Source organism: Bacteroides sp. ZJ-18 (assembly GCF_011038705.2).
GTDB lineage: Bacteria > Bacteroidota > Bacteroidia > Bacteroidales > Bacteroidaceae > Bacteroides > Bacteroides hominis.
This window is the reverse complement of sequence record NZ_CP072198.1, coordinates 633,465-657,411: the sequence shown is the minus strand read 5'-3', so window position 1 is coordinate 657,411 and position 23,947 is coordinate 633,465. Positions and strand designations below refer to the sequence as shown.

The window sequence follows — 23,947 nt, the reverse complement described above, 5'->3', positions numbered from 1 at the left end:
AAAATGGCACTTAATACCATTTAAAAACAACTTACCCAAGAATACGCTGAACTGCGTAAACTTGGGTAAGATTTTTTAGGTTAGTGAGGCCTTAGGATTCGATTTCCTTTTACAGCCCTCACATAGTAGCGATAAATTGCTTATTGAAAATAACCTATTGAAAAATGTCAGGTCTTTCTTTATCTTTAATTCGGTAATTCCAATGCTGAAGCGCCATCTTCAATAGGCCATCCCGGATTTTGATAAATAGGTGAGTTTTTCACATCACCATCAGGGGATGAAAGCATGAAATCGCTGAATACGATTGGGTACAAGTAACAAGCCGGTGTCCATGTATATCCATTATACATCGTATTGTTTTTTTCTGTCATTCTGTAAGGACACAAGTTATTGCCGCTTGCAGTCTGATTTGAAACATTTGCTTGATCACCGGTTGTAATCAACCGACTTTCACCTTTATCGTCTTTATAAAGTTCAGCAGCACCGCCTCCCCACAAGTTAAATCCTTCGATAACATAATTCTTCACTTGGTCGAGCGCACGCCAACGTTTCAAATCCCACATTCGCATGCCATCTGCAATGAACTCACATCTGCGTTCACGACGGATATTATACAGCGTTTTATCTATCGGCTGACCAGCTGAATAAACTGCCCAGTCATCTTCTTTAGAGTAATCAGTAGCAGCAATTGTTTTGTTGAAATCCGGATCTACACCTGCACGTGTACGAATTGCTTTCCAATAATTTTCTGCGGTAGCATCTAAGTTGCTGTTCTTTTCGTAACAAGCCTCCATATAATTTAACATAGCTTCTACACCACGGAATACAATGCAGCCGTAATCAGACAAGAAGTGAGTATCGCCACCACTTCCTTGTGCTGTTTCGTACGACATGGCTTTACGTATATGATAACCGGTTACGTTTCTTCCTTCCGGTAACTCCAGGATCTTTGGTACATTCCATGTCGTCGGATCATTCTCTACCGGCTCTTGTTTCATTTGTAGTCTATCCAGCTCTGAGGCCGAGAACAGTCTCAAACGGTAGTCCCTGTTCTGAAATTCTTTATAGATATGGTCATCCCCTTGATATTGGCTGTTCGAAGCATACCATGGTAAACCGTTCTCCATCAAGAATGTCTTGACGTATCCTTTTGTAAAACCATAATTACCACCTCCACGAGATGTGTAATAAGTAGCATTGTGATTTACGCTGAGTGCTTTATCATAAGCCTTCCAGAATACAACCTCTGACAGATCTTCCAAGTTTTTAGAATTATACATTTCAAAGAACGGATTCCATCCCGAAGCAGAAGCGGTAGGATTCACCTCTTTGCTATTCGCGGTCAATGTTACCTGATCTCCTACTTCTTTCGCAGCAGCCATAGCTTCTGTTAAGAAGAAGTTAATTTCCTGATTGACGTCAATGGTAAAGTCCTTCAAATAATCTTTTTGTTTTCCCGGCCACGTATCGTCACCCGGTACGCGTCCGGTACCTCTATGATATTTCAGCCAAGTAGCTTCAGATAAAGCGACTCTTGACTTCACCAGTAACGCCGCATTACGTGTCAGACGATTCTTTCCACCTACGGGGCTGTTAGTCATCAGTTCGGCAGCCTTATCCAGGTCGCTAAGGATGAAACGTGCCACTTCGTTACGCGGACGACGCTTACTTGCTTCGATAAGATCTTCTTTCTTATCAGATAATACCTTAGTGAGGATAGGGAAGTCTCCAAGATTCTGTAGCTTGCTGAAATACTCCCATGCTCTGAGGAAATATATCTCGCCGATATATTGTTTAATATTCTTTTCAACACCTTCGATTTCTCCTGCTTCCCAACGCGGGATAACCGTTTCCAGGAAATAGTTCAGGTTACGGATAGTGCCGAATCCCCATGCGTCATAAGTACCTACACGCCACTGTCCCGGTTCCCAATAAGTTGTGTTGGGTGATGCAGTAGCTTGATTATCAGTGCCATTGTCTGATACGATCGGCCCCCCATTATATCCACTATGAACATTGAAACTGTATGCATTGATAGCATAAGCTGCCAATTGACTTTCATTCTTAAGATATGTATCCGGAGTAACTGAATCCAACGGCTCTCTGTCCAAAAAATCTTCGCAAGAGGTCAATAAAGACGCTCCGGCCAACAGAGATAGAGTTATATATTTGAATGTTATTTTCATAAAAAGTATCAATTAAAAGTTTACGTTAAGACCAACAGACCACACTCTTGCCAAAGGATATGCTTTTCCTGCATCACTAGTGCTACCTAATACTTCCGGATCGAATACCCTCATCTTTGTACCTGTCCACAAATTATCTCCTGAGACATATACACGAAGTGAATTTACAGCAAATTTCTTAGTAATAATGCTCGGTAAAGTATAGCCAAGCTGCAAATTCTTCAAACGAATATAAGCACCGTTTTGTACGTAACGTGACTGTGTCAGAGTATTCTTTCCACCTTCACTGCTGCCACCGCCAAAGATGACTCTCGGATAGTAGGCATTTACATTCGGTCCAAATACACTTTCTGTATCTTCCGGACGGAAATAATCTATGTGATCTTTGAAAGCGGCAGCCTGCCACATTCCCTGTCCGTTGGCTCCCCAGAAATATGGTCCTCCGACAACAACATCACGTTTGCCTACTCCTTGGAAGAAAGCACTGAAATCGAAACCTTTCCATGATGCATCTACTGTCAAACCATACTTAAATCGTAATTGAGTATTGGCTACCACCTTCAAGTCGCCGAGATCATTTAAAGTACCGTCTCCTGAGGAAATTTTACCATCTCCGTTCAGGTCTTTGTACATGATGTCACCGGCGGCCCACTTACTACCTAACTGGCTCTGTCCTCCATTGGGTAATGAAGCCAAATGTGCTTCCATTTCCGCATCTGTTTTGGCAATACCTACTGTCTCATATCCCCAAACCAGACCATCCATTCTTCCTGCATACCACTGGTTTCTATTCAGTTCCTCGTTCGGATAGCGTGTTACCTTTCTCTGGTCATCAGAAAGGACAAACTTCACTCCGTAATTAAAATCTTTAATGCGGTCTCTCCAAGAAACTTCCACCTCAAAGCCCCATGCTTTCATATCCGCATTGTTTATTTTAGGAACCGTAGCACCCAATGTTGCCGGTAATTGTGGAGCCGGACCAATCATATCAAGTGTATTACGAACGAAATAATCAAATGAACCCGTCAAGCGATTGTTGAGTAAGCCGAAGTCGAAACCAATATTCCATGAACGAACGGTTTCCCATGTCATCTCAGCACTCACAATACCCGGTGCAGAAGCTGTATTTGGTTTCTTTCCATTAATCAGCCAACCACTGTTTTCAACACCTGTAGGCATCGTCTGATAGAAAGGATAGAAGGCTTTCGTGTTACAGTTGCCCAATTCACCCCATGAGCCTCTGATCTTGAAGTTATTCACAATGTGTTCCAGATCTCTCCAGAATGATTCGCGAGAAACATTCCAACCGGCAGAGAATGATGGGAAGAAGCCCCAACGTTTATCTCCGATGAAACGAGAAGATCCGTCATAGCGGCCATTGATTTCCAGCAAATAACGTTCTTTATAGTTATAATTAATACGACCAAAGAAACCGGCGTTTGCCCAGTGGGAATAACCGCCATTCGCTTTTTGTTCAGTAGTAGCAGTATTCAATGTCGGAACATCCGGAGTTATTAGCTCATCACGCTGTCCTGATAAGTTTGTCTTTTTATACAACTCGGCATTAAAACCTCCCATCACTTTGAAGTAATGATCACCAATCTGCTTGAAATAGTCAGTATACAAGTTGAGAGAATAATTGTTTTCTTTCCAATAACTCTGGCTGACGCGTGACATCCCCGGAGTATATCCGTCAAACCATGACATGGCAACAGGGCTCCCCTCGTCATCATGATAATATACAGGCAATATTTCCCACTGATTTTGATTATTGACAATCTTCATGTTACCTTCAGCATGGATCAACCAGTCCTTCAAAGGTTCAATAACCAACTGAAGCTGTTGGTAGAACTGATCTTTCTGAGTCACATCACGTCCACCATCTTCCATCTGAATAATTTCACTATGATCCAAGTAATATCCATTGGCATCTTTTACCGGATTGGTCGGCCAGCGGCGAGCGATATTATGGTAGAAATTACCCGTCAGATAAGAAGGGCGGTCATAATCCTCACGAATAAACTTGGTATTGTACATTAACTTCACATATTTAGAAAGTGTTGCGTTAATTTTGCCCGAAAGGTTATAACGAGTCAGACGGTCATCTCCATGGCGGGTCAGTCCCTTATCACCCATGTATCCGGCCGAAACCATGTAGGTCACTTTATCTGTACCTCCATTCACTGATATATTATGCTCATTAGATACGATACTGTGATACTGCTCTTTAAACCAGTCAGTATTGGCCCATGCACCGGCATATTTCTTCCACTGACCGTTTTCCCAGGAAATTCCGGATGCATCCGGCCCTGTTAATGTTCCCTGTTGGAATGCCAGAATCTTATCCATCACATCTTGAGTGAACTTAATATTACCGTTCTGATTAATACCGGCCTCGTTCCAATAATTGGCAAAACTCCATGAATCCATCATCTCCGGCATTGACATAGGAGATTTAAAACGGACATTAGTGCTATAATTAACACTTGTGCGACCTGCTTTACCACTCTTGGTAGTGATCAGGATAACACCAAACGGCGCACGTGAACCATAGATAGAAGATGCGGCAGCATCTTTCAATACAGAAATAGTCTCTATATCATTAGGGTTAATGCTGTTCATATCTCCTTCCATACCATCGATAAGGATTAAAGGAGAAGAATTAGATCCGTCACCAATCGTACCCGCACCGCGAATACTAATATTCATTCCTGCATCCAATGCGCCACCCGCAGCAGGCACTGTTAAGTTCAAGCCCGGAACGACTCCCTGTAAAGCCTGTGATACGTTAGAGACCGGACGTGATTCGATCACCTTAGCGTCTACCATGCTTACGGCACCGGTTACGTTTACTTTTTTCTGTGAACCATAGCCCACGATAACAACCTCATCCAGTACCTCGGTATCCTCTTTCATTGTAATCTGGAGGGCTGTACCTTCTGCTTTAACTGTAACTGTTTTATAACCAATGTAGGAGATCTCAAGTGTAGCGCCTTTGGGGGTATCGATAGAGAATCTTCCATTTAGGTCAGTGATGGCACCCATGGTAGCATTGTCTTTTACTTTGATGGATACGCCAATCATGGCTTCTCCGTCTTGGTCCACTACCGTACCTGTTGTTTTCACTTTCTGCTGCTGTACAGTGGTGATTTCGTGCTTTTCGTAAGTATCGGCTGCCGCTTGCTGAGGTGTTGCACACCATAGCATGATAGAAGCAGCGATTGCCATTTTCAGGCGATTTGTTTCTCGAAGCCGGATTAGGCTCGGAAACAGGTTAGTTTTTTCTGTCATACACTAAATTGTTCGGTTAAACATTCATTTGTTAATTCTTTTAAAGTTTGATTATACAGATGGAACTTTATTCCTCTGTATCATTTAGTTTTTTGTGTCTTTACTTTATCATAGGCATTTCTTAAAAATTATATTTTAGTTATTTAAAGGGGCATTTATCTTATCTTGTCTTGTCATGTTTTATAGTCGTGTATATATATTATTATAGTATCAGTATGACCACTATCTCAGTTCTAACTGAACTTAGATGGAGAGAATATATAAGATTGATTATCACACAAAATGTGATATAAAAGATAGATATATGTAAATGTATAATAGACAAATGACCAATTTGATAAAAAAATATCACAAAAAAAACAATAATATGAACGAAGAATCAATTTAAATTTTCTACCCGGAAAAATTTATTCTTTCATTTTTTACAAAAGCTACTTTAGCTATCAAAAATAAAATGGCAAATGCAGACCTATATTTTTCAATCTTTTATTAATATCTCTTGTTTCTTATTAATATTTGTTTTACTTTTGCCCAAAGTAAGGGCTTAAAGGCATAGTAGCATTCTATCGACAGTTGATGGGATTTTGAAAAAATGAATTTAGGACTAACAATATATAGGACAAAGCCTAAGTTCAGTTAGAACTTAGGCTATTTTTCTGCTGAAATTTTTATCATTGTTTTTATTATATATCATTTATAAGGGTTGTTGATCCTTTCAATGTGGTTTATCGTATTCTGAGAAATTAGATAATTCCGTTCTTTCCGCAAGTATCATTTTTGCAAAATTTATTCCGTATCCGTATCGGAGGCTTGTATCGGTCAGTTAACGTTTTTTTTTCTATCTCCAAGCGGGGGCCTACTTATCAGAACGACAATTATGTCTTTGAGAAAAGAATGACGATATATTTAAAGAATAGGGCTTGTTTTTTATCTGATATCTTGAAAATCAGCAAAATGGAGTGTGAGATTTCTGATATTGAAACGCTTGTTTTAACACCTTGTTAAAACAAGCGTTCTGCTAACAAATAACAAGTCTTTTACAAGCAGAAGGCTTGTTGTTTGCATATAGGAAAAAAGTAGTATGAAAACGGTATTAACAATGTTAATTGAGAAAAGATGCTAATCGGTGGGTTTTGTAGTATAGGATAAAAAGAAAGGCGACTCCGCAAGGAGCCGCCTTTCGATTATTTAAAGTTGTTAACTTTGTCTGATTAGAGTTTCGGACCAGCAGCAACCAACTTCTTACCAGCTTCGTTTCCAGTGAACTTAGCGAAGTTCTTGATGAAGCGACCGGCAAGGTCTTTTGCTTTTTCGTCCCACTGTGCAGGATCAGCGTAAGTATCGCGAGGATCAAGGATCTTCGGATCAACACCCGGAAGTTCTGTAGGAACAACAAAGTCGAAGAAAGGAATAACCTTAGTAGGAGCTTTGTCGATAGAACCGTCAAGGATAGCGTCGATGATACCACGAGTATCTTTGATAGAGATACGTTTGCCGCTTCCGTTCCATCCTGTGTTAACCAAGTATGCTTTAGCACCGGTCATTTCCATCTTCTTAACCAATTCTTCTGCATATTTAGTCGGGTGCAATGACAAGAATGCAGCACCGAAGCAAGCAGAGAATGTCGGAGTCGGTTCAGTGATACCACGTTCTGTACCAGCCAATTTAGCTGTAAATCCAGACAGGAAGTAGTACTGAGCTTGTTCCGGGTTCAGGATAGATACCGGAGGCAACACACCGAAGGCATCAGCTGACAAGAAGATAACTTGTTTAGCGTGAGGACCTTTAGACACCGGTTTAACGATGTTTTCGATGTGGTAGATAGGATAAGAAACACGAGTGTTTTCTGTTACTGATTTATCAGCGAAATTGATTTTGCCATCAGCAGCTACTGTTACGTTCTCCAACAGAGCGTCACGTTTGATAGCGTTGAAGATATCCGGTTCACTTTCTTTATCCAGGTTGATAACTTTAGCGTAGCAACCACCTTCGTAGTTGAATACACCTTCGTTGTCCCATCCGTGTTCATCGTCACCGATCAATTTACGTTTCGGGTCAGTAGACAAAGTAGTTTTACCTGTACCGGACAAACCGAAGAAGATAGCAGAGCTGGTTCCTTCCATATCTGTGTTAGCAGAGCAGTGCATAGAAGCGATACCACGAAGCGGGTTCATGTAGTTCATGATTGAGAACATACCTTTCTTCATTTCACCACCGTACCAAGTATTCAGGATAACTTGTTCTTTAGTCTTCAGGTTGAAAACTGTAGCAGTTTCTGAGTTCAGACCCAGTTCTTTGTAGTTGTCAACTTTTGCTTTAGAAGCGTTGAAGCATACGAAATCAGGTTCTCCGTAGTTAGCAAGTTCTTCAGCTGTCGGGCGGATGAACATGTTAGTTACGAAGTGTGCCTGCCAAGCTACTTCCATGATGAAACGTACTTTCATGCGAGTACCTTCGTTAGCACCACAGAAAGTATCAACAACGAACAGGCGTTTGTTAGAAAGTTCTTTAACGGCTTTAGCTTTCAGGTCAGCCCAAGCTTCTTCTGAACAAGGTTTGTTGTCGTTCTTGTATTCTTCAGAAGTCCACCATACTGAATTTTCAGAAGCTTCATTCTTAACGAAGAATTTATCTTTAGGAGAACGGCCTGTGTAAACGCCAGTCATTACGTTTACAGCACCCAATTCTGTTACTTGACCTTTTTCAAAGCCTTCCAGACCTGGTTTTGTTTCTTCAGCGAACAAAACATCGTAAGACGGGTTGTGCAGGATTTCAGTTACACCTGTAATACCGTACTTGCTTAAATCTAAATTTGCCATTTTCTTTTGAATTAATTAAAATTGGTATATTGTTTATTATCTCTTTCTGGCATTTTGGAGAGGAATGTTTTTAAACATACCCTTGTAAATCGACTACAAAAGTAATGCTTTCTTTGGAAACAAAGAATATATTAGAGAAATTTTTCTTTAATAGAAACCGTTTTATGTTTACGTAACAATATCTGCAAACTGAACGTTGCAAATTGAAAGATTATCACTTACTTTGCACCGTATAAAACCTGAATATTAAAACGCAGTTGAAAAGATGAAGATTATTAATTTAAGTGAGACAAACTCAATATTGAATCAGTATGTATCAGAGATAAGGAACGTTGAGGTTCAAAACGACCGCTTGCGTTTTCGCCGTAATATTGAACGTATCGGCGAGGTAATGGCTTATGAAATGAGCAAGACGTTCGCTTATTCGGTAAAGGAGATACAGACCCCGTTGGGAATAGCACCTGTCAGTACACCGGACAATCAGTTAGTTATCAGTACGATACTTCGTGCCGGACTGCCTTTCCACCAGGGTTTCCTGAGCTACTTCGATTATGCTGAGAATGCGTTCGTTTCAGCTTATCGCAAGTACAAAGATACGCTGAAATTTGACATACATATTGAATATATCGCTTCACCGCGTATTGATGGAAAAACTCTTATCATTACAGACCCGATGCTTGCCACAGGCGGAAGTATGGAGCTGAGTTATCAGGCTATGTTGACCAAGGGGCATCCTTCAGAGATTCATGTCGCTTCGATTATTGCCAGCCAAAGGGCTGTGGACCATATAGCCTCTATTCTGCCGGAAGATAAAACTACGATCTGGTGTGCCGCTATCGATCCTGAGATTAACGAGCATTCGTATATTGTTCCAGGATTGGGCGATGCGGGTGATCTTGCTTTTGGTGAGAAAGAGTAAAAAGATAGAAAAGATAATAGCCGGGCAGCCTGCCTTCTTGCTCCCTGATTATGGATCGGGGGGAAAGAAGGCAGGCTGTTTTTTTATAAAATGGTTTCTAATAGCAAACAAGAAAGAAGAGATTTGTGTATCTTTGTCACCACTATATAATGAAACGTGGAAAGATACAATTAGAGTGAAAAATAAATTTTCTAAAATATTCTCAATAGCTGTTTATACGTCTTTTGCTTTATTGGTCGGGGCTTGTAAGAGTGATCCCGTCCGGTTGCCGGAACTGAGCGGGCACCGGGGAGCCGATTGTATCGCGCCGGAGAATACGCTGGCTTCGGCGGATTCTTGTATAAAGTATAAGATTGACTTTATGGAGTGTGATGTCTGTATCAGCAAGGACAGTGTGTTTTATTTGTTACACGACTCTACTTTAGACCGTACGACGAATGGAACAGGACCGATTGCCGGATGGCTTTCGGCGGATATTGATACGCTGGACGCAGGTTCGTGGTTCGGAGAAGAGTTCAAGGGGCAGCGCGTACCCCGGTTGGAGGTTTTGTTGCGCAAGGCCAAACAGAACGGATTAAAACTGACCCTCGATTATCGTTCGGGGGACTTCGGGCAATTGCTCAGTCTGGTGCGCAGAGAAGGAATGCTGGAAAATTGTACATTCACTTTTTGGTCGGACAAACAAGCAAAAGCATTTCGTGAGGCGGCTCCTGAAGTACGGACTTTGCAAGCGTATGTGGGAGGTGGTGCCGAACTTGATAAGGTTATAGCGGAAATAAACCCTAATATTGCAGTTATCCGGATCGATTCATTGGATGAGCATTTGGTGGAGCGTTGCCATAAAAAAGGGTTGAGAGTGCTTGCGTTAGCATTGGGCACCGACAATGTGGAAGAGTCCGACCGGAAAGCTATTGAACTTGGAGTGGATGTGTTGGCTACGGACAGACCGGAATTGTTTGTGAAGAAATACAGACCAGAGCATACATGGAAGGAGTGAAACGATGCGGGGACAGATATGATCTAAAAATAAGGGGTATCGTTCAACGATACCCCTTATTTTTAGATCATATGAATTAACGGGAAGGGTGTTTTATTTTACTTCCCATGTTTCATTGGTCATCAGTAACTCCTTGAAGTTGTGATACTTCTTTTTGCCTTTCACTTCGTCGATCTGTTCAACGATTGCATCGTTATAGGTTGGAGCTTCCACGTCACGAATCACACCGAGTGCAATCGGGAAATCCGGTCCTTCCATCAGTGCTAACTTCAGTTGCAAAGTGTTGTCTTGGCTGTGGGCATCGTGAACCAGAATGTCTTTTTCCGTAATGCCGTTTTCGCCTACTTTCACCACTTTCAGTCCGAAACCTTCCTGCATCAGTCCGAATTCTTTGTTCTCACCGAAGAGCATCGGTTTGCCATGCTCCAGATAGATTGCATTCTTAGAACGTCCCTCTTTGGTTGCTACCGATTCGTGTGTGCCGTCGTTGAAGATGACACAGTTTTGCAAAACTTCTACGACTGATGCCCCTTTATGGTTGGCGGCAGCTTTCAGGACTTCGACAGATGCCGGTCCATCTACTGCTACACAACGCGCAAAGAAGCGTCCGCGCGCTCCGAAGCAGAGTTCTGCCGGATGGAACGGGTCTTCTACGGTTCCGTAAGGAGACGATTTGCTGACGAAACCACGGTCGGAAGTCGGAGAATATTGACCTTTAGTCAGACCGTAGATACGGTTGTTCAACAAAATCATATTCAGGTCGATATTGCGACGTACCGCATGGATAAAGTGATTGCCGCCAATGGCCAGCCCGTCACCGTCGCCGGAAATCTGCCAGATGGTTAAATTCGGATTAGCTACTTTGGCGCCTGTTGCGACAGCAGCTGCACGTCCATGAATGGTATGGAAACCGTAAGTGTTGACGTAATAAGGCAAACGGGAAGAACAACCGATACCGGAGATTACGGCAATGTTGTGTGGAGCTACTCCCAGTTCGGCCATGGCCTTGTGCAGAGAGTTCAGGAAAGCGTGGTCACCACATCCCGGGCACCAACGAGGCTGGCCTGATTTATAATCTTTTGCTGTATATACTGTTTCGCTCATCTCTTATTCCTCCAATAATTTAGTAAATGCTTCTACAAGTTCTCTCGTTACGAACGGCTGGCCCTTTACCTGGTTGAACTGGCTGATATTCAATCCGGGCACTTTCATGCGCAGATATCCTGCAAATTGTCCCAGGTTCTGTTCGGCCACCACGATCTTTTTGTATTTCTTCAGTACTTCAGCAGTGTTCTTAGGCAGCGGATTGATATATTGGAAATGGGCAAGTCCCACTTTCTTTCCGTTTTTGCGCATATGTTCCACAGCTGAATAGAGATGTCCATAAGTACCGCCCCAGCCAACTACCAACAGGTCGGCATCAGTATCGCCCTGTACTTCAAGTTCGGGGATGCTGTCGGCTATCTTTTCTATTTTAGCCTGGCGTAGAAGCGTCATTTTCTGGTGGTTCTCAGGTTCTGTAGAGATCACACCTGTTTCATTACTCTTTTCAAGTCCGCCGATGCGGTGCATGAATCCTTCTGTTCCGGGAACGGCCCAATAGCGCGCGCCGCTCTTTTCGTTACGTTGGAACGGAGTCCATGTTTCGGCCATCTCCGGTGTCACATACGGCGGTTTGATAGCCGGATATTCGTCCAGGTTAGGAAGTTTCCAGGCCGCAGAACCGTTGGCGATGAAGGCATCGGTCAGCAGTACTACCGGAGTCATGTGCTCAAGAGCTATTTTGGCAGCCATGTAGGCGGCATCAAAGCAGTTAGTGGGCGAAGTGGCTGCAATGACGGGCATCGGGCTTTCGCCATTGCGTCCGTAAAGGGCTTGCAACAGGTCGGTTTGTTCCGATTTGGTTGGCATACCGGTAGAAGGTCCCCCGCGCTGTACATTAATTACGACCAATGGCAGTTCGGCAATAACAGCCAGGTTCATGGCTTCGCTTTTCAGGCAGACACCCGGTCCCGAAGTCGTTGTTACAGCCAGATCGCCTGCAAAAGCCGCACCAACGGCCGAAGCACATCCGGCAATTTCGTCTTCACACTGAACGGTTTTCACCCCCATTGATTTATGTTTTGCAAGCTCGTGCAGGATGTCGGTAGCGGGAGTAATAGGATATGATCCTAAATAGAGTTCCAACCCGGCTTTTTCCGCAGCGGCGATCAGGCCGTACGATGTAGCTTTGTTACCATTGATATCGGTATAGAGTCCTGCGGCTTTCGGAGTTTTACTTTCAATTTTGTAAGTGGAAGTAGAAGCGTGCGTATTGGCTCCATAATTGTAACCGTCGTTCAGCACTTTGATGTTGGCAGCGGCAATTTCCGGTTTCTTGGCGAACTTCTCGTTCAGCATTTTCTCTGCGGCGGACAGGTTACGGTTGAACAACCAGCATACTAATCCGAGGGCGAACATATTTTTGCAACGCAGCATGGCTTTGTTGTCCAGTCCGGAGTCTTTGAGGCTCTCCTTGCACATCGATGAGATGGGCACTTCGAGCACTTGTTGTTTGATTCCCAGCTCTTCAAAAGGGTTGCCTGTTTTAAACTGTGCTTTTTCCAGATCTTTTTCTCCGAAGGAGTCGGAGTCAGTGAGGACCAGTCCCTGCGGTTTACAGAATTTAATTTGAGTTTTCAGTGCGGCGGGATTCATGGCTACCAATACGTGGCAATGATCACCGGGGGTGAATATTTTACTTGCGCCAACGTGTACCTGAAAACCTGACACACCTGTCAGCGACCCTTGCGGAGCACGGATATCTGCCGGATAATCGGGAAATGTACAGATGTCATTTCCAACCGTAGCCGACACGTTCGAGAAGATGTTGCCGGCCAACTGCATACCGTCGCCGGAATCGCCGGAGAAGCGAACAACCACTTCCTCCAATTCTTTAACCATCATTTCGTCTGCCATAATTCTATTTATATATTTAAATTTAGGATTAACATTAACCGGTGTTAGTGTGTTCTTAGAATATTAACCACCAGCGTGTCTTTTTTGTTTGTCACTTCCTTGTATATGTGGCAGGCAAAGTTCGCAAAGTTAAGTGACTTAACAAAATCTTTTCTGATTTATCTGTAGGGCTTTATTAAAAGATACCCGTTTTGCTGCTATTTTGTTCTCCGGAGTAAGCAATATGTCTGCATTTTGTCCGAATATAGGCATTCTGACAAACAGATTGATATTGCTTCTTCACCCTTCTTCTGACGAATTGCTCTTCAATCGGCTTGATAGGTAGATATATGATTGTATTTTAATTGAATTTTCTTTCGTTTTTTGTGTTTTGAGTTCATTCTTGTGATCGCTCGTCTATTCTTTATTGATATAGGAGGTATTTGCATATTCTTCTTGTATAAATCTATTCTTCGGGGTTTGCCAAATCGGGAGAATGCGTTATCTTTGCAGTCGATATCTATCATGGCCCTGTAGTTCAACGGATAGAATAGAAGTTTCCTAAACTTTAGATAGGGGTTCGATTCTCCTCGGGGCTACCATAAAACAAAAAGCCTCCTTCGCATAATCGCGAAGGAGGCTTTTTTATACCTTATAATATATTAGGCTTTATTCTTCTGTAGTAGTTGCCGGTGCCGAACCTTTTTTGTTTTTCAGCATCATATAAGCAATTGGAGAAGCTACGAACAGTGATGACAGTGTACCGATAACAACACCCAGAATCATTGCGAAGGCAAAGCTGCGGATAGAATCACCACCCAGGATGAAGATACACAGCAATACGATCAACGTACTCAATGAGGTATTGATGGTACGTGCCAGAGTTGTGTTCAGAGAGTCGTCGAACAACTGTTTCACATTGCGTTTCGGATACAGACTGAAGAACTCACGTACACGGTCGAAGATCACCACCTTATCGTTGATTGAGTAACCGATGGCAGTCAGGATAGCGCCGATGAAAGTCTGGTCGATTTCCAGAGAGAATGGCATCCAACCCCAGCACAGAGAGTATGCACCCATGATCATCAGCGTATCGCTGGTCAGAGCCGCTACCGAACCCACACTGTAAGCGATGTTGCGGAAACGGAGCAGGATGTACAAGCCGATGGCGATCAGGGCGAATACAACCGACCAGATAGCAGCTGTCTTGATATCGTCGGCGATACTCGGACCTACTTTCTGTGAACTGATAATACTGCCGCCTGTGTGGTTGTCACGGTCGATGAATGTAGCCAGGGTGATGTTCTGAGTCAGCATGGGTTTCAATGCTTCGTACAGGTAAGATTCGATTTCCGAGTCCACGTTGTTACCTTCGTCCTGAATGCGGTAGTTGGTACTGATACGTACAGTCTTCTTGTCGGTACCGATAGAGATGACACTTACGTTGGCATCACCGAACTTGTTAGAAATCAGCTCACGTACCTGTTCCGGTTCAATCGGATTTTCGAACTGAACCTTGAAGTTACGTCCACCGGTGAAGTCGATACTCTGGCTCAAACCGCGGGTTACCAATGAACCGATGCAGATCAGCAGGATCACGCCTGTGATAGTCAACCATTTCTTGTTGCCACCCATAAAGTCGAAGTGGGTATTTACCAGCATCTTCTTTGAGATAGGTGAAGTAAATGTCAGATTCAGCAGTTTGTCTTTGTTCATGAAGTGTTCGTAAACCAGACGGGTCATGAACACGGCTGTGAAGAATGAACAGAGGATACCGATGATCAGGGTTGTGGCGAAACCACGGATCGGACCTGTACCGAAGTAGAACAGGATGATACCGGTGATGATAGAAGTCAAGTTGGAGTCGAAGATAGCAGAGAAGGCATTTGAATAACCGTCCGCCAATGCTTTCTTCACGCCCTTACCGCTACGAAGCTCTTCTTTGGTACGTTCGTAGATCAACACGTTCGCATCCACCGCCATACCGAGTGACAGCACCATACCGGCAATACCTGACATAGTCAGTGCGGCCTGGAAAGATGAAAGGATACCCAGCGTGAAGAAGAAGTTCAGCACCAAAGCGCCGTTGGCAATCATACCCGGGATGAATCCGTACATAGAGCACATATAGATCATCAACAGGATCAGAGCGACAACGAATGAGAAGATACCTGCGTTAATGGATTCCTGACCTAATGACGGACCAACGATGTCTTCCTGAACGATGTGTGCAGGAGCCGGCATCTTACCGGACTTCAATACGTTAGCCAAGTCCTTTGCCTGTTCCGGAGTAAAGTGGCCGGTGATCTGTGAGTTACCGCCTGTGATTTCGTTACTTACGTTCGGTGCGGAATATACATAGTTATCCAATACGATGGCGATGGACTTATTGATGTTCTGTTTGGTCAACAATGCCCAACGGCGTGCACCGTCAGAGTTCATCGACATGCTTACAGACGGTTTGCCATATTGGTCGTAGTCGTCTTTGGCATCGGTTACAACGTCACCTTCCAGCGGTGCTTTGCCATTACGTTCGGTCGATTTGATAGCATACAATTCGAAAGTCTGTCCTTTCGGATCGTATTCGAACGGAGAAACACCCCATTTTAAACGGAGATCTTTCGGCAGTTCGGCAGCTATTTCCTTCATAGCGAGGTATGAATTGACAGTAGCTGTATCTTTGTAGTTGGCGTAACCTACTACGGGACCTCCGTTGGGGTTTACACTCAGGATGGCCAGTAGCGGATGTTCTTTTTTCAATTGTTCCAGATCGGCAGAAGAAGCCTGCTGTTTCTTTTCTCCGCCTTTCAGTGCGGCAGCAAGGCTGTCGGCGGCGCTGATTGCCTGATCGGCTGTAGCTTCCGCTACGGCTGTAGCTGTCGAATCTACTGCGGCAACAGTATCGTTGGCAGTAGTTTCGTGTGCCAGGACTGCGCGGAGTTTAGAGTCGGCAGCCTGCAAGTAAGGAGCTACTTCTTTGGCGTTGTATGTTTCCCAGAATTCAAGGTTAGCCGATCCCTGGAGCAACTTTCTTACACGTTCGGGTTCTTTGATACCCGGAAGTTCCACCATGATACGTCCCATTTTGTCCTCGAGGCTCTGGATGTTGGGCTGAACCACACCAAAGCGGTCGATACGTGTACGAAGCACGTTGTAGGAGTTGGTTACGGCAGCTTTTACTTCTTCTCTCAACACCTTTTCAACTTCGGCGTCAGATGATTTCTGGTTTACTTTGTCTTTGAGCTGTTGTGTTGCGAAGAGTTCAGAAAGCTTGGCACCCGGGGCAGTCTTGTGATACTCTTTAATAAACAGCGTGATCACGTCGTCCTGGCTGGTAGTAGCTTGTTTGGCAGCTTCGGACAGTGCTTTGTTGAAAGCTTCGTCGGGCTTGTTGTCAGCCAATGCTTTGATAACATCGGGTACAGACACTTCGAGGATAACGTTCATACCTCCCTTAAGGTCCAGACCTAAACTGATTTCCATTTCACGACACTGTTTCAGCGTATAGTTACCCAACCATACTTTCTCGTTGGAGAGAGAGTCGAGGTAGTCCTGCTCCACTTTCACATCGCCTTTCGCAAACTCTTTTGCCTTATTGGTATAATGGCGAGTCACGAAGGAGAAAGAGAGGTAGAACACGCATACCAGCGTGAGTAATACCGCAAAAACCTTTACAAATCCTTTGTTTTGCATTTTACTTTTAATTTATTATGATTACATTTTAATTGATTTCTGTCGCATACAAGGCTGCAAATATAGTTTTTTTTTCACATTCAGAAGTAATTAGGAGGCAAATATTTGAATGTGAAGGGGATTTTTGAGACGCTTTGGCGGATATTGGCGGAAGTATCGTTTGTCATTTTGGCAATATGTCAAATGAAGGCTCTCAGATTTCATTTTTTCGGCTCTTGGCACAGGTTGCCCCGGAAAAACGGCTCTATTTCGTTCCGGAGTTTATCGCATTTTCGGTTTTATCTTTCATTTTCTTTCAGAAAGAAAGCTGTGTGGACGTAAATGTATCCGATACGTCTTCCGGGGAGGATAATCTGTCTTTTTGATGTTCCGATAAGGACTGTTGAGAGAAGGCTGTTAGAAGATTATAAGGTCCGGATAAGTGTTATTTTTCGGGACAATAGATGTAATTTGAATAACATATAGAGATATGGGGGAAAAGAAGTAAGCATTTTCCGAAAATGCTTACTTCTTTTGGGGTAAATGCTTACTTCTTTTCCCGAAAAGAAAGGGTCTTTTTGCCCTAAACCCCGGCTCATGTCGATGTAAACCCCGGCTTTCCGGTTCCAATTCACCGTTTTTTCTTCTGTCCGACTCCTGGTTTGAGACTTTTTTCACTGGGTATGGTTAGCGAATAGCGCTTTTTACTGTCTTTTTGTTACTGAATCGGATCGGCGGGAAACAAAAGCGCACATTCCGCTTGTTGTGTCCCAAAGGCAGTACTGACGCGTACGGGGCTGTGTGGATGCTGTAGGAACGAACTGTTTCCTACGATTAATCGGGGAGCGTGATGTAGCACCAGATGGGGTAATGGTCTGAGTCTTTGATCGAATTGTCTACCGTACATCCCGATGCTTTCAGATTCTTGCTGATCAGGATATTGTCGATCCGGAAGTAGAATTTATTCTGGTTGTACGAGATACCCAGTCCCCGTCCCGATTCGGTGAATGCGTCATCCAGATCTTGCGAAATAACCCGGTGGGCATACGATATGGGAGAGTCGTTAAAGTCGCCGCAAACGATGACCGAGGGGTAGGGCGAACGGGCTATTTCCTGAGCAATGGCGCGTGCCTGTGCCGAGCGGATAGCCGAAGCTTCAGCCAGTTTATTGACGAGTTGCCGGATACCGCTTTTCACTTTTCCTGCTTTCGGGTCTTTCAGCATGTCTTCGTATACTACTTTATCTTCGCGGGTAAGCTTGTTCGATTCAAGATGATTGTTTATCAGCAAGACGGTGTCTTTTCCTATTTTTATATCGTAAACCATGCTGCCGTTGTAGTTGCTCTGATAGTCGAGCATACGGGCGGAAAGAATGGGGAATTTGGAGTAACAGGCTATCTGGCTGCCGGCTCCCGTCTTTCCCACCTGTTTGATGTGACGATACGGGTAGTCTTTTAAGGCTTGCCTGATCTCTTTATTGTTGAGGTGTATCTTGGCTGTTTCGGAACCCGCATACTCCTGCATGCAGACAATGTCGGCTTTGCTGTTCTTTATATAGTTCAGAATAGGGTTCTGTCCATTCTCTTTCTTCATGTTGCCAAAGGACATGATGTTGTACGAAAGGAGTTTAATGCTGTTCTCCGGCTGTCCGGACGGCCCCATGTTGAAGGGCATATACGTCCTGATCTGCGGATAACAAAGCAGGAATCCTAAAAGAGGTACCAACGCGAGACGGTAGCGCACGATAAGCCAAAAGACCAGAAAGCAGAAATTGATGACGAGAAAGATGGGGAATGTCAGTCCCAGACACGACTGCACCGGGTGTACTTCAGGGTTGATGTACGGACTGTAAGCCGTCAGCAGCAACATTCCGATGAAGAATGCGTTGACGGCCAGGAACAGGAATAGGGCTAATCTGCCTATATGCTTCATGCGTTATCTTTTGCTTGCGTCGAACAAGCTCTTTTTTTCTTCCGTAGTCAGGCTCTCGTAACCCGATTTCTTCAGTTTGTCGAGAATGCGGTCTATCTCGTCCGACTGTGCCTTTTTACGGGCATTGTAGTCGTAATCGTTCTGACGGGTATTGTTTCCGTAATGCACCTTCATTTTGGGTTTCCGTTTCCAGGTTTTGGCGCTGAACAGGGCGGCGATTGCGTCGAGCGCTTTGTTAACCCATGAAGTGATGTCTTTCCCTTTGTTCAGGCTGGCCGCAAACCAGAGTCCTGCCAGTGCCCCGCCCAGGTGGGCGATGTGCCCGCCTGCATTGCTTGAGGTGATAAAAAACAAATCGGTCAGCACAACGATCAGGGCCAGATACTTCAGACGCACATTGCCGAAAAAGAGAAGGCGTACAGGATAATTGGGCTCCCGATAGGCGGTTGCCACTACGATGGCCAGCACCGAAGCCGATGCGCCTACCATGGTGGAGTAGGCGGTCATTGGGCGAAAATACGGAAAGACATTATAAGAGATCATATACAGCAGCCCGCCACAGATTCCGCCTACAATATAAAGGCCTCTCAGGTGTTTGCCCGAGAAGAAATACAGGAACAGCGAACCGAACCAATAAAGCCAGAGCATGTTGAACAGGATGTGCAGGAATCCTGCATGCATAAACATATAGGTAAAGATGGACCATGGTTGCCACACAAACCGTGTGAAGGATGCCGGCAAAGCTAATAATTCAAAGATCCCTGCCGCGCTCCGGTTGAACAACTGCAACAGGATACCGATCAGCGTCGTAACAACGAATACACCGACGTTGATGAATATCAGTTGGATATAGACGTTTCCCCTGCGAAACGCTTCTTTCAGGTCAGTTATAATATGTCCCATTGTTTCTGTTCTTTTTTCTCCAGTACATGATCAGGATAAATCCGAATATCATTCCTCCGAGGTGTGCAAAGTGTGCCACGTTATCACCCGGATTGTTGGCAAAGCCTGCGTACAACTCTATCAGGGCATATCCGATGACGAAGAACTTTGCCTTGATGGGGAAGGGCAGCGGGAAGATGAACAACTGCTGGTTGGGGAACAACATTCCGAAAGCCAGCAAGATGGCATATACGGATCCCGAAGCTCCCACTGTGGTCATCATGTTCAGGTATTCACTCATGGGGATAATGCCCGTACCGATGTTTACACTGGTATATTGCGACAGTTCGGTCACGTACTGTATGTATTGCACCACCTCCTGAAGTAGGCCTGCGCCCACGCCGCAGAGGATATAATAGAATAAAAAACGTTTCGGTCCCCATACTTGTTCAAGAATCCGGCCGAACATCCATACTGCGAACATATTGAAAAAGATGTGGCTGAATCCTCCGTGCATAAACATATAAGTGAATAGCTGTGCCGGATTGAAGTTGTCGGCGAGGAAAAAGTGGAGACCCAGATAATCGGATAAGTTAATCCCGTAGCTTTGCGCTACAAGTTGACCGAGGAATAGGAGGACATTGATAATTATCAGGTTTTTTGTTACAGTTGGCATTCTTCTAATTTGTTAATGTAATTAATGTGATAATGTGTGCATTAGCTCCTTTACACATGATAATAGACGCAAAAATACGAATAAATTCTGTTCTACAGCAGAAAAATAATCTACTATTAGTTCTTTTTCAACAATTTGATGTGTTTTTTTGATGTTTTTATTTGATATGTTGTTTTGTTACTCTATATTTGTGAGGATTTTAAGGATATCTTTTGTGTAACATATATTAATTAATCATTTACGTATTATGAATAAGGCTGAACTTATTAATGCAATGGCAGCAGAATCCGGTTTAAGTAAAGTGGATTCTAAGAAAGCACTTGAAGCTTTCTTTTCTTCGGTTACAAAAGCTTTGTCAGCTGGTGACAAAATCTCTTTGGTTGGTTTCGGTACATTTTCTGTAGCTGAAAGAGCCGAAAGATCAGGTATCAATCCTTCTACAAAGAAAGCGATTATTATTCCCGCAAAGAAAGTTGCTAAATTCAAGCCAGGTGCTGAGCTGGCAGATGCTATAAAATAAGCATTTATAGTTGAAAAGAAATTAAGAGAGGAGACGCTGATGCGTCTCCTTTTTTTGTATCTTTGCGCGCAGAATAATAACTTGGATATGAAGATAGAAGATAAACTTGTGGCGTCCGTAATCAGCGGACTCAAAGCGCTTTACGGACAGGATGTGCCTGCCGCGCAAGTGCAGTTGCAAAAGACAAAGAAAGAGTTTGAAGGACACCTCACCCTTGTGGTATTCCCTTTCCTGAGAATGTCGAAGAAGGGCCCGGAGCAAACCGCACAGGAAATCGGTGAGTATCTGAAAGCCAATGAACCGGCTGTAGCAGCTTTCAATGTGATCAAGGGCTTCCTGAATCTGACCATCGCGTCGGCTGCCTGGATCGAACTGTTGAATGAGATTCATGCCGATGCACAATACGGCATTGTCTCAGCGGATGAAAATGCTCCGCTGGTAATGATTGAATATTCGTCACCCAATACCAATAAACCTCTTCATCTGGGCCATGTGCGCAATAACCTGTTGGGTAATGCACTGGCCAATATCGTCATGGCGAACGGAAATAAGGTAGTCAAAACCAATATCGTCAACGACCGTGGTATCCATATCTGCAAGTCGATGCTGGCATGGCAGAAGTATGGCAATGGTGAAACACCCGAGTCGTCGGGTAAAAAAGGCGACCATCTGGTAGGCGATTATTACGTCGCTTTCGACAAGCACTATAAAGCTGAGGTAGCGGAGTTGATGGAGAAAGGTATGACCAAGGAAGAAGCCGAGGCAGCCTCTCCGCTGATGAATGAAGCGCGTGAGATGTTGGTGAAATGGGAGGCGGGTGATCCAGAAGTGCGTGCACTCTGGCAGATGATGAATAACTGGGTATACGAAGGCTTTGATGAAACCTACCGTAAGATGGGAGTGGGCTTCGATAAAATCTATTATGAATCCAATACATACCTGGAAGGCAAAGAGAAAGTGATGGAAGGTCTTGAAAAGGGTTTCTTCTTTAAGAAAGAAGATGGCTCGGTCTGGGCTGACCTGACGGCGGAAGGATTGGATCATAAACTGCTGCTTCGTGGAGACGGAACCTCGGTATACATGACTCAGGACATTGGTACGGCCAAATTGCGTTTTGCCGACTATCCTATTAATAAGATGATCTATGTGGTAGGAAACGAACAGAACTACCACTTCCAGGTATTGTCCATCTTGCTTGATAAGCTCGGATTTGAGTGGGGCAAGAGCCTGGTACATTTCTCTTATGGTATGGTGGAACTGCCTGAAGGCAAGATGAAGTCGCGTGAGGGTACGGTGGTAGATGCTGACGACCTGATGGCGGAAATGATTGCGACAGCCAAGGAAACTTCTCAGGAATTGGGCAAGTTGGACGGGCTGACACAGGAAGAGGCAGACGACATTGCACGTATCGTCGGACTGGGAGCACTGAAATACTTTATCCTTAAAGTGGATGCCCGTAAGAACATGACCTTCAACCCGAAGGAATCTATTGACTTTAACGGTAATACAGGTCCTTTTATCCAGTATACTTATGCACGTATCCAGTCCGTTCTGCGTAAAGCAGCCGAAGCAGGCATTGTGATTCCGCAAGTGCTTCCGGCCAATATCGAGCTGAGTGAGAAAGAGGAGGGATTGATTCAGATGGTTGCCGACTTTGCCGCAGTAGTGCGTCAGGCTGGTGAAGACTATAGCCCGTCAGGTATCGCCAACTACGTTTACGATTTGGTGAAAGAATACAATCAGTTCTATCATGACTTCAGTATCCTGCGTGAAGAGAATGAAGACGTGAAACTGTTCCGTGTCGCTCTGTCTGCCAATATTGCCAAGGTTGTCCGTTTGGGAATGGGATTGCTGGGCATTGAAGTACCGGACAGAATGTAAGATATTCTTTGAATAAAAATAGAAACTACGGGATTTCTTTAGTCAGAACAACTGCTAAAGGAATCCCGTAGTCGTATTTGCCTCATAAGTTCCGGAGAAATTATTGCAGATCCTGATAGTCCCAGATTTTATGTGACTTGCCATCTTCACTTATGATGCCACCGGAACAATATTTGTAAACGAGTTCCTTTTGGAAGCTGCCGATGGAACTTGCTTTTCCGTTTATCCAGTCGCTAAAACCGGGGTAAGTCTCAAAAAGACTGTTCTTTTCCTGCGGATAACTGAACGTACCGTTACCACTCGCTACGGCAAGGCCGTAAGGCATATTCTCCTTATTTACCATATCGTATACTTTGTAATCGATATCTGAACTGGCAGCGTACATCCGTTTTCCGTCTACTTCGATAAACCAGGCTACCCATGCTGCTTTTTGTTCTGTTTTGGCGAAAGCATAGTTTTGTATATTGGTTGAGGAGAGCCTATAACGTATGGGAGTATTGTCGTCAACCGTATTGATGAATCCCTGTTTTCCTGAAAACAAATCAGTCCTTACGTCATTACTGATAATATGTTCGGAACCATCGGACAAGATGCATCCCAATTTTATCGTTTTAATACTTCCTAAAGCAATCGGTTGGATTTTTATGCTTTGCCAGGTTTCGTCAGGGTGTTGGTAAGCGTGATTGCTTGCAGTGTTTTGTACGTGAATGATTAAGTCATTATAATCATAATCACCGTTTTGCGTATCTTCAAACATGACTGCCTGCCAGGTCTTGGCGTAAGTGGTCTCGGCACCTTCTTTTAGAACATCATAACTAATGTTGATCCCATCTCCCGCACGGGTCGAAACTGCCGTATTTTTAGGTATACGGATGGTGATGGGTTCATTGGCTACGGCTATGGTGTCTTCTCCGTAAGTCACAAAGGTCGTATACCCTTCTTTGATAGGCACGTCGAAATCCTGAGAGGTTTCGCAGTTTGCCACACGTGTTTCAATAATCTGAGAATAATCTTTCTCGTCTTCGATGCAGGAAGCCCACAATGCAATAGAGGCAACTGCTAAAATGACTTTCTTCATAGATTGTTTGTTTTGTTTGTCCGGCAAAGATATGCAATAAAAGTGATAACTTGCTGAATAATAGTTGGGAAAATAAAAAAACACAAATGATACAGATGCTGCACACTTCTCGGGGAAGTTGGCAGATTCTGTATCATCCGTGCTTTTTAATCGGGGA

General features: G+C 44.0%; 14 protein-coding genes and 1 tRNA gene. 5 read left to right on the top strand and 10 right to left on the bottom strand.

Annotated elements, in window-relative coordinates:
• Window positions 1-185: 185 nt before the first annotated feature.
• The 3 genes from G7Y45_RS02765 to pckA all read right to left on the bottom strand — a co-directional run bounded on the left by G7Y45_RS02765 (window position 186) and on the right by pckA (window position 8,296).
• Window positions 186-2,186: a RagB/SusD family nutrient uptake outer membrane protein gene (locus tag G7Y45_RS02765; RefSeq protein WP_044300342.1), complete on the bottom strand. Its 2,001-nt coding sequence runs from the start codon at window positions 2,184-2,186 to the stop codon at window positions 186-188.
• Between the two features lie 12 nt (window positions 2,187-2,198).
• Entirely contained in the window at window positions 2,199-5,477 is a 3,279-nt protein-coding gene (locus G7Y45_RS02760) for a TonB-dependent receptor (RefSeq protein ID WP_005811737.1), read from the bottom strand.
• A gap of 1,211 nt (window positions 5,478-6,688) precedes the next feature.
• Window positions 6,689-8,296, bottom strand: coding sequence for a phosphoenolpyruvate carboxykinase (ATP) (pckA, locus tag G7Y45_RS02755; protein WP_005811735.1), 1,608 nt, complete (start codon window positions 8,294-8,296; stop codon window positions 6,689-6,691).
• Between the two features lie 265 nt (window positions 8,297-8,561).
• On the opposite strand from pckA, the gene upp reads away from it, so the two are divergent.
• The gene (upp, locus tag G7Y45_RS02750; RefSeq protein ID WP_005811733.1) at window positions 8,562-9,215 is read left to right on the top strand and encodes a uracil phosphoribosyltransferase; all 654 of its coding nucleotides are present in this window, start codon (window positions 8,562-8,564) and stop codon (window positions 9,213-9,215) included.
• Window positions 9,216-9,390: 175 nt separating this feature from the next.
• Window positions 9,391-10,212 (top strand): glycerophosphodiester phosphodiesterase family protein, encoded by an 822-nt coding sequence (locus tag G7Y45_RS02745; protein ID WP_165016519.1) that lies wholly within the window; start codon window positions 9,391-9,393, stop codon window positions 10,210-10,212.
• A gap of 93 nt (window positions 10,213-10,305) precedes the next feature.
• Here the strand turns inward: G7Y45_RS02745 and G7Y45_RS02740 are convergent, their stop codons facing one another.
• On the bottom strand, window positions 10,306-11,316 hold the full coding sequence (locus G7Y45_RS02740; RefSeq protein WP_005781799.1) for a 2-oxoacid:ferredoxin oxidoreductase subunit beta: 1,011 nt from the start codon (window positions 11,314-11,316) through the stop codon (window positions 10,306-10,308).
• 3 nt (window positions 11,317-11,319) lie between these two features.
• Window positions 11,320-13,170, bottom strand: a complete 1,851-nt coding sequence (locus G7Y45_RS02735; protein WP_032530968.1) for a 2-oxoacid:acceptor oxidoreductase subunit alpha — start codon at window positions 13,168-13,170, stop codon at window positions 11,320-11,322.
• Between the two features lie 506 nt (window positions 13,171-13,676).
• On the opposite strand from G7Y45_RS02735, the gene G7Y45_RS02730 reads away from it, so the two are divergent.
• Window positions 13,677-13,751, top strand: a tRNA-Arg gene (locus G7Y45_RS02730).
• 67 nt (window positions 13,752-13,818) lie between these two features.
• Here the strand turns inward: G7Y45_RS02730 and secDF are convergent.
• The 4 genes from secDF to G7Y45_RS02710 all read right to left on the bottom strand — a co-directional run bounded on the left by secDF (window position 13,819) and on the right by G7Y45_RS02710 (window position 20,311).
• Window positions 13,819-16,842: a protein translocase subunit SecDF gene (secDF, locus tag G7Y45_RS02725; protein ID WP_165016516.1), complete on the bottom strand. Its 3,024-nt coding sequence runs from the start codon at window positions 16,840-16,842 to the stop codon at window positions 13,819-13,821.
• A gap of 813 nt (window positions 16,843-17,655) precedes the next feature.
• Window positions 17,656-18,753, bottom strand: coding sequence for an endonuclease/exonuclease/phosphatase family protein (locus tag G7Y45_RS02720; protein ID WP_005781809.1), 1,098 nt, complete (start codon window positions 18,751-18,753; stop codon window positions 17,656-17,658).
• Between the two features lie 3 nt (window positions 18,754-18,756).
• The gene (locus G7Y45_RS02715) at window positions 18,757-19,656 is read right to left on the bottom strand and encodes a rhomboid family intramembrane serine protease (RefSeq protein ID WP_005781812.1); all 900 of its coding nucleotides are present in this window, start codon (window positions 19,654-19,656) and stop codon (window positions 18,757-18,759) included.
• Window positions 19,637-20,311 carry a rhomboid family intramembrane serine protease gene (locus tag G7Y45_RS02710; protein WP_005781814.1) on the bottom strand — a complete coding sequence of 225 codons (675 nt, stop codon included), beginning with the start codon at window positions 20,309-20,311 and terminating at the stop codon, window positions 19,637-19,639. The genes G7Y45_RS02715 and G7Y45_RS02710 overlap by 20 nt, the downstream gene beginning before the upstream one ends.
• Before the next feature lie 247 nt (window positions 20,312-20,558).
• Here G7Y45_RS02710 and G7Y45_RS02705 point away from each other — a divergent pair, with 247 nt between their 5' ends.
• Window positions 20,559-20,831: an HU family DNA-binding protein gene (locus G7Y45_RS02705; protein WP_005781816.1), complete on the top strand. Its 273-nt coding sequence runs from the start codon at window positions 20,559-20,561 to the stop codon at window positions 20,829-20,831.
• An 87-nt stretch (window positions 20,832-20,918) separates the two neighbouring features.
• A complete protein-coding gene (gene argS, locus G7Y45_RS02700; RefSeq protein ID WP_032530971.1) occupies window positions 20,919-22,712 on the top strand; it encodes an arginine--tRNA ligase in 1,794 nt (597 codons plus the stop codon).
• A gap of 100 nt (window positions 22,713-22,812) precedes the next feature.
• On the opposite strand, the gene G7Y45_RS02695 is transcribed toward argS, so the two are convergent.
• Window positions 22,813-23,790: a DUF4842 domain-containing protein gene (locus tag G7Y45_RS02695; RefSeq protein WP_032530943.1), complete on the bottom strand. Its 978-nt coding sequence runs from the start codon at window positions 23,788-23,790 to the stop codon at window positions 22,813-22,815.
• Window positions 23,791-23,947: the final 157 nt, after the last annotated feature.